The following is a 7400-nucleotide window of genomic DNA, read 5'->3' as shown; positions in this document are numbered from 1 at the left end:
TCGTCGCCGACCCGGGCTGGCGGCTGGTCGTCGCCGACGCCGACCAGATGGAGCCCCGGGTGCTCGCCGCGATCTCCCGCGACCGCGGTCTGATGGAGGTCGCGGGCACCGGCCGGGATCTGTACGCGGAGCTGTCCGACCGCGCCTTCGCGGGCCGCCGCGACCAGGCCAAGCTGGCGCTGCTCGGCGCCGTCTACGGGCAGACCTCCGGCGACGGGCTCAAGCACCTCGCCGCGCTCAGGCGCCGCTTCCCGGCGGCCGTGGCGTACGTGGACGACGCGGCCCGCGCGGGCGAGGAGGGCCGTCTCGTACGGACGTGGCTGGGCCGCACCTGCCCACCGGCCGGAGGCGCCGCCACCGACCCGGCCGACGAGGCGGGCCTGCCGCGCGACCTGGACGAGGAACCGCGTTACGGCAGCACGCCGAGCGCCCGCGCCCGCGGCCGCTTCACCCGGAACTTCGTCGTCCAGGGCAGCGCCGCCGACTGGGCGGTGCTGATGCTCGCTGCGCTGCGCCGCGCCCTGGCGGCCGCCGGGCTCCGCGCCGAGCTGGTCTTCTTCCAGCACGACGAGGTGATCGTGCACTGCCCGGAGCCGGAGGTGGCGGCGGTGCGGCAGGCGATCGCGGAGGCGGGCGAGGTGGCGGGCACGATCGCCTTCGGCACCACCCCGGTCCGCTTCCCGCTCACGGTGGCGGCGGTGGAGTGCTACGCGGACGCCAAGGACTGACGCCATCGGCCGAGGGTGAGCGGGGCTCGCCCGACCGGCGCACCTCCGGAGGCAGCGGGCGCGCCCGGCCGCACACGATGGCCACATGAGCATCAGCCTCGAGCGGCTGCGTCGCTGCTCCATCGCCGTGGACCTCGGAGCGTCCAGGACCCGCGTCTACCTCAAGCGCACCGGCCTGATCGTCGACGAGCCCACCGTGGCCGCCGTCAACACCCGCACCGGCGCGGTGATCGCGGTGGGGGCGTTCGCCGAGCGCATGACGGGGCGTACGCCCGACCACATCCGGGTGGTGCGCCCCGTGGCCGGCGGCACCGTCGTCGACATCGCCATGGCCCAGCGCATGCTGCGGCTGCTGCTCGGCAACAAGCTGCGCCGCGCCTGGCGCCGCAAACCGCTGCCGAGCGCCGCCGTCTGCGTACCGCACGACGCCGATCCGCTCGCCCAGCGCGCCGCCATGGAGACGCTCGCCGGGCTCGGAGCCAAGCGGGTCGAGCTGGTGGACACGCTGATCGCCACCGCCGTGGGCTGCGGGCTGCCCGTGGAGCGGCCCGAGGCCACGATGATCGTGGTGTGCGGCGCGGCCACCACCCACGTGGCGGTGTTGTCGCTGGGCTCGATCGTGGCCGCCGAACGGGTGCCGGTGGGCGGCGAGACGGTCGACCACGCCGTCATCCAGCATCTGCGCAACGCACACGCGCTGATGCTGCCGACCCAGGCCGTCCGCCCGCTGCACCTGGTCCTCGGCGACACGGCGCTGGCCTCGCTGGGCGCCGAGGTGCACGGCCGCGACGTGGCCACCGGGCTCGCCCGGTCCGTACAGATCGACGTCGAGGGCGTACGCAACGCCATCCGCACCCCGTTGACCGGCATCCTCGACGCGATCAGCGCCGTGCTGCGCCGCTGCCCGCCCGATCTGGTGGCCGACCTCGCCGACCGCGGCATCATGCTGGCGGGCGGCAGCGCGGTGCTGCCCGGTCTGGACACCCTGCTGCGGGAGGCGACCGGCGTCCCGGTGAACATCGCGGACAATCCGGGCGTGTGCGCGGTGGAAGGGCTCGGCGCGATGCTGGAGGGCAAGGTCCAGCCCCATGTCCTCAGCTCGGCCATCACCTGAGGACCCTTCACCCACCCCGTCCTCCAGGGCAACTCCAGGAACTGATCGGAACTTTCTTACTGACGCGTTGAGTGGCCGCCCCCTCCCATCCGTACGAAGGGAGGAAGAGGCCGACATGGCCACCCCACCCCCCCGGGGCACAGACCGGGAGTCGTCAGTTGATGTTGTCCAACTCAGGTCCTGTCCTGGAGGTTCTGGTGCACGACGACGCCGCCGTGGCCGATGAGCGTCCGTCCAGATCGCAGCGCGGTACACCGGACGAGCAACTCATGCGTGCGCTCTACCAGGAGCACGCCGGACCGTTGCTCGCGTTCGTACTGCGTCTGGTCGCGGGCGATCGCCATCGCGCGGAGGACGTCGTGCAGGAGACCCTGGTCCGCGCCTGGCGGAATGCGGACCAGCTGTCCCGGGCCACCGGTTCCATCCGGCCCTGGCTGGTCACGGTCGCCCGTCGCATCGTCATCGACGGGCACCGCAGCAGGCAGGCCAGGCCCCAGGAGGTCGATCCGTCTCCTCTGGAGCTGATGCCGGCGGAGGACGAGATCGACCGGGCACTACGGCTGATGACACTTTCCGACGCGATGCACGACCTCAGCGACGCCCACCGCGAGGTGCTCGTCGAGACCTACTTCAAGGGCCGTACGGTCAATGAAGCGGCGGAAACGCTCGGCATACCCAGCGGGACGGTTCGGTCCCGGGTCTTCTATGCGCTGCGCTCCATGAAGCTCGCGCTTGAGGAGAGAGGAGTGACGGCATGACAGCGCAGACGCACCACGCGGGACACGACGCCGTTGGCGCGTATGTGCTCGGCGTGCTCGACGAGGCGGAAGCAACCTATTTCGAGGAGCATCTGGCCGGTTGCGACCAGTGCGGTCGACAGCTCGACGAGCTGACCGGGCTGGAACCCCTGCTGGCGGACCTCGCGGCGGACATCCCCGGCATCCACGGGGCACCCGGCCGGACCGCGATCACGGGCCACACCCCGCACGCGTTCACCGCCACCCCGACCGCGATCGACACCCTGACGGCCAAGCCCGGCCCCTCGCTGCTGAACCGCATGGTGGGCGAGGTCGCCGCGGCCCGCAGCAAGCGCAAGCGGCGCGGTCTCTACCTGGTCGCGGCGGCGGCCGCCCTGATCATCGGCGGACCGCTCGGCACCATGGCCGTCACCTCGGACTCGGGCTCCGGCTCCGAGCCGCCGGTCGCCGCGGCGAGCGAGAGCCAGCTCTTCGCCGGCATGGCGGACAAGGTCGAGGCCACCGACCCGGACACCAAGGTGACCGCGGCGATCGCCATGGAGGAAAAGATGTGGGGCCTCGACGGGATGCTCAGACTGGGCAACGTCAAGGGCCCGCTGAGCTGCAGCCTGATCGCGGTCTCCCACGACGGCAAGAAGCAGACCATGACGACCTGGTCCGTGCCCGAGCGGGGATACGGGATCAAGAACAGCCCTGACGTGGCCGCCAGAGCCCCGCTGTGGGCCCACGGCGGAACGGGCATGAAGCGTTCCGACATCGACCACTTCGAGGTCGTGACGTCCGAGGGCAAGGTGCTGGTCTCCGTCGACGCGTAACCGGTACCACCGTGGCCGCTGTGCCACTCGGATCGCCGATCATCCCGTGCGGCGCTGTGAGCGAGATGTTACACAGGGTGTGATATGTCGCTTTCGCGTCCCCGGGGGGTCCGGATCCGAGGAGGCACACGTGGCTGACCCGGACGCCCATCAGCAACGCATGTTCAGCCAGTACGTGCTGCCCGAGATCGAGGTGCTGCTGCGCGTGGCGATGTCTCTGACCGCTCAGCGCGCCGACGCCGAAGATCTCGTGCAGGACACGTTACTACGGGCGTACCGGGCAGTCGGCCGTTTTGACGGGAGACATCCACGGGCCTGGCTGCTGACGATCATGCGGCACGCGGAGGTGAGCCGGCGCCGCCAGCGCCGGCCCCGCCTGCTGGACGACCCGGACACCGAGCTGGAACGGCTCTCCCCGGCCCGCGACGCCACCCCGGAGGAGCTGGTGGTGGATACCGCGTTCGACGAGGCCGTGGACGCAGCGTTCACCGCACTGCCGCTCCGTGACCAGCAGGTCGTACGGCTGGTCCATGTGGACGGGCTGTCGTACGCGGAGGCGGCGCAGGTGCTGGACGTCCCCAAGGGGACGGTGATGAGCAGGCTGCACCGGGCCCGCAGACGGATCCGCAACCAGCTGCTGGCCGCGGGGCGCACCGGACGGGAACCTGAGCGAGGTGAGGCATGAGCCGATGGACGTGGTGGCGCGAGACCGAACGGCGCCGGACGAGGGAGTGCCCGGTGGGTGCGCCGATGCTCCAGGCGTATCTCGACTGCGAACTGGACGCACCGGACGCGGGCCGGGTGCGGGCCCATGTGGCGGAGTGCCACGCGTGCGCCCGTGAGCTGTCCCTCTACCAGCGCATCACCAGCGAGCTGGCCTCTCGGGGGGTGACCGACGAAGCGGCGCTGGCGCGGCTGAAGGAGTTCGCGGCCTCGATCGCGGAGCGGGAGAGCACCCGGGAGCCGGGGCCGGACCCGGATCGGATGCCGGGATCGGGTTCGGGGCCGGGGTCGAGTCCGGTGCCCAAGGCCGGGGGCTGACGTACGGCCGTCGCGCGGCCGAGCACAGCAGCACGGCCGCGGTGAGCAGGGTCCCGGAGACGAGGGCGACATCGGCCAGGTTGAACACCGGGCCGCGCCCCGCCACCGTGATCCAGTCGACCACGGCGCCGCGCAGCGGGCCCGGCGGCCGTACGACCCGGTCGGCACCGTTGCCGACCGAGCCCCCCGCGATCAGCGCCATGCCGAACGCCAGGCTCCGGCGGTGGGCCCGCAGCCCCGCGCAGACGGCGGCCAGGGTGGCGACCGCGCCGGTCAGGGTGATCACGCTGATCAGCACCGGGCGGCCGTGCCCCAGCCCGAAGGCCACCCCGGCGTTGTGCACCAGCAGCGTCCGGAGCGGCCCCAGCCGGGCCTGCGGCCCCGAGGTACCGCTCCAGGCGGCCAGCGCGAGCGCCTTGCTCACCTGGTCGGCCGCGATCACCATGAGCGCGACCAGCGGGAAGAGCAGCCGGCCGGTGTGCGGGTGGGGGTTCATGGCGGGCCTCCCTGAATGCCGGGGGCCCGGTCCACGGGCGCGGTCGGGGCCCAGGGAGGAAACCCGGCGGGAGCACGTCCCGCTTCCCTCCATACGAGACTTTCGGGACTTTTCGGGCTCTCCGGCCGGCTCTACGTGGGTGCGGACATGACGGAGGGCCCGCAGGCGGCTGCCTGCGGGCCCTCGCTGTCACATCACCATGTCGGCACTGTGCCGGAAGGGGTCACTCCGACGCCTTCCCCTTCGACTCCAGCAGCGGCATCTGGTACTCGGACAGCATCTTCATCTTGTTCTTGTCGATCGTCTTCCAGTCCTTGTTCAGCACACCGCCGGTGTCACCCGAGTCCGGGTTCCAGGTCCAGTAGGTGTAGCTGATCCCGTTCTTCTTGAGGTAGTCCATCAGGGCGTTCTGCCAGATGGCTTCCTTGCTGTTACCGGCGGTCTTGCGGCCACCGAACTCACCCAGGAGCAGCGGACCGATGTTCTGCTGCTTGATGTAGGCCCAGTGCTTCTTCCAGATCGCCGGCATGTTCTTCGGGAAGTCCTTCGCCTGGAACCAGTTCTGGTTGAAGACGCCCGGACCGTAGTCATGGGCCGAGTAGACGACCTTGTTGCCCTCGTCCAGCTTCACCGGGTACTTCTTCACACCCTGGAGGTCGCCACCCCACCAGAACTGCTCGTTCTTGTGGCGGTCGGTGCCCTCGACGAAGATCAGCCAGTTCTTGTTGACCTTGTGGATCTCGTTACCGGCCTTGGTGGCCGCCATGCGCCAGTCGGTCTTCTTGTTGCCGTCGCCCCACGTGGCCTGGCCACGCGGCTCATTGTGCAGGTCGGCGCCGATCACGCGGTCGTTGCTCTTGTAGCGCTTGGCCAGCTTGACCCAGTCGCTCAGCCACTTGTTCTCGGTGAGGCTCTGGGAGTACCACAGCTCACTCTGGCCGTACTGGTCCGGGCGGTGCTGGTCCAGGATCACCATGATGCCGCGGTCGGTGGCACCCTTGACGACCTTGTCCATGATCTGCTGGCCGGTGAGGCCCTTCAGGTCGGGGTTCTGCTTGAAGTCGATCCCGTTGGGCTTGCTCTTGGCGTCGAACATCTCGTTCGCGTAGGGGAGCCGCATGGTGTTGAAGCCCTGCTTGGCCATCTGGTCCAGCATGGAATCCAGGCTGCGGGTCCACAGGCCGTGCGGCGCGAAGGTGCCGGTCTCGAAGCCGAACCAGTTCACACCGGTCAGGACGACCTTCTTACCGTTCGCGTCGACGATGTCGCCCTTCTTGGTGGACAGCGGGAAGTCGACGTCGGAGCCGGCGGGCTTGCCCGGGGCGGCCGAGGACGAGGAACCCGCGTCGTCGCCATTCATGGCGAACGCCGTGACAGTGCCACCCACGGCAGCGACAGCGACGACGGCCGCAGCGATACCCATGCGCAGACGGCGGGAGCGGGGAACGCTCTTCGTCTCGGTGGTCTCGGGGTTGGTCGGGACGTTGTTCTGGTCCATGGGGGAATTCATTCGGTGATACTCCTGAGGAATTCGCGTATTTCGGTCTTGAGGATGCTGGGGGTGTTCGTCGGAGATTCCAGACATTCCAAATGGGGGTCGGATGCAGCGGTCAGCCGGACAATCCGCGCCTGCGGGAGGAGGTCGCCGATCAGGCGGTCCAGCCCTTGGGCCTTCCAGCCGGGCTCGTCCACATCGATCAGCACCACATCCGGTTGCGCTTCACGGGCCAGAGAAATTGCCTCCCTGGCCGATCCGGCAATTCCGGACAACTCCAGTCCCGGCTCCTCGATCACGAGATCGGCGAGAGCACTCAGCACCTGGGTGTGGTGCTCCACGACGAGAACTCTTTGCATCGATGGAGCTCCTTCGGGCTTTTTTGTCCTGTCGCTCACCGACATTAGAAAAGCCCGGGGCTCGAAACACCGTACGGATGGCCGAAATCTGGATACCTCAATTGCAGGAATTCAGGGCACGCCAAACGGCCGAATTCCGACTACCTCAGTTGAGGTAGCAGAATTCGGCCGTTTTATATGGGTTATGTCCGTTTTGCGGGGGTGGTGGAGGGCATGCGAAGGGCCTCCGCAGGCCCCAGGAGGGCGCTACGGAGGCCCGGGGAGGCCCCGAAGAGGGCGGATCAGCCGGTCAGCCGGTACGCGTAGCCGGGGACGAAGACGCCCGCACCGGCCGCGCAGCCGTCCGCCTGCCCCGGCTGCTTGATCCACAGGAAGGCGTCGACCCCGGGGATCCCGGTGGCCGCGGTGGGGGCCCGGCCCAGCTTGCGGCCGGGCGGATCGCAGAACTGGTGCTTGGCGGTGGGCCCGGCCCCGTTGCGGCTGGTGTCGACCACGACCCCGAGCCGGGGGCGGCGCAGCTCCCGCAGCACGGACAGGCCGTAGCGCACCTCGTCGCCGGTGGCGTTGAAGTTGGAGACGTTGACCGCGATGCCG

9 protein-coding genes and 1 pseudogene are annotated in these 7400 nt (G+C 69.7%); 6 read left to right on the top strand and 4 right to left on the bottom strand.

Annotation, left to right across the window (positions count from 1 at the left end; all coding sequences use genetic code 11):
• The 6 genes and pseudogenes from SSOG_RS24030 to SSOG_RS58505 all read left to right on the top strand — a co-directional run.
• On the top strand, nucleotides 1-728 hold a 728-nt coding region (locus tag SSOG_RS24030), incomplete at its 5' end, for a DNA polymerase (protein WP_009716847.1).
• A gap of 85 nt (nucleotides 729-813) precedes the next feature.
• Complete coding sequence (locus tag SSOG_RS24025) at nucleotides 814-1842, top strand: rod shape-determining protein (protein ID WP_009716846.1); 1029 nt, start codon at nucleotides 814-816, stop codon at nucleotides 1840-1842.
• Nucleotides 1843-2003: 161 nt separating this feature from the next.
• Nucleotides 2004-2600 (top strand): sigma-70 family RNA polymerase sigma factor, encoded by a 597-nt coding sequence (locus SSOG_RS24020; RefSeq protein WP_050799946.1) that lies wholly within the window; start codon nucleotides 2004-2006, stop codon nucleotides 2598-2600.
• Nucleotides 2597-3415, top strand: a complete 819-nt coding sequence (locus SSOG_RS24015) for a zf-HC2 domain-containing protein (RefSeq protein ID WP_009716844.1) — start codon at nucleotides 2597-2599, stop codon at nucleotides 3413-3415. The genes SSOG_RS24020 and SSOG_RS24015 overlap by 4 nt, the downstream gene beginning before the upstream one ends.
• A gap of 130 nt (nucleotides 3416-3545) precedes the next feature.
• Nucleotides 3546-4100, top strand: a complete 555-nt coding sequence (locus SSOG_RS24010) for an RNA polymerase sigma factor (protein ID WP_039938547.1) — start codon at nucleotides 3546-3548, stop codon at nucleotides 4098-4100.
• A pseudogene (locus SSOG_RS58505) lies at nucleotides 4097-4240 on the top strand (zf-HC2 domain-containing protein); the annotation flags it as partial. The gene SSOG_RS24010 and the pseudogene SSOG_RS58505, both read left to right, overlap by 4 nt.
• A gap of 37 nt (nucleotides 4241-4277) precedes the next feature.
• Here the strand turns inward: SSOG_RS58505 and SSOG_RS24005 are convergent.
• The 4 genes from SSOG_RS24005 to SSOG_RS23990 form a co-directional block, all read right to left on the bottom strand.
• The gene (locus tag SSOG_RS24005; RefSeq protein WP_050799945.1) at nucleotides 4278-4952 is read right to left on the bottom strand and encodes a signal peptidase II; all 675 of its coding nucleotides are present in this window, start codon (nucleotides 4950-4952) and stop codon (nucleotides 4278-4280) included.
• Between the two features lie 223 nt (nucleotides 4953-5175).
• A complete protein-coding gene (locus SSOG_RS24000) occupies nucleotides 5176-6462 on the bottom strand; it encodes a glycoside hydrolase family 5 protein (protein ID WP_078510388.1) in 1287 nt (428 codons plus the stop codon).
• Entirely contained in the window at nucleotides 6459-6806 is a 348-nt protein-coding gene (locus SSOG_RS23995; protein ID WP_009716840.1) for a response regulator, read from the bottom strand. The genes SSOG_RS24000 and SSOG_RS23995 overlap by 4 nt, the downstream gene beginning before the upstream one ends.
• A 281-nt stretch (nucleotides 6807-7087) precedes the next feature.
• Nucleotides 7088-7400: glycoside hydrolase family 6 protein (locus SSOG_RS23990; RefSeq protein WP_009716839.1), on the bottom strand; the 313-nt coding region annotated here is incomplete at its 5' end.

Origin of the sequence: Streptomyces himastatinicus ATCC 53653, from assembly GCF_000158915.1 — a bacterium.
GTDB classification, from domain to species: Bacteria; Actinomycetota; Actinomycetes; order Streptomycetales; family Streptomycetaceae; genus Streptomyces; species Streptomyces himastatinicus.
The sequence above is the reverse complement of the archived record's forward strand: the minus strand, read 5'-3'. Positions and strand labels throughout refer to the sequence as shown.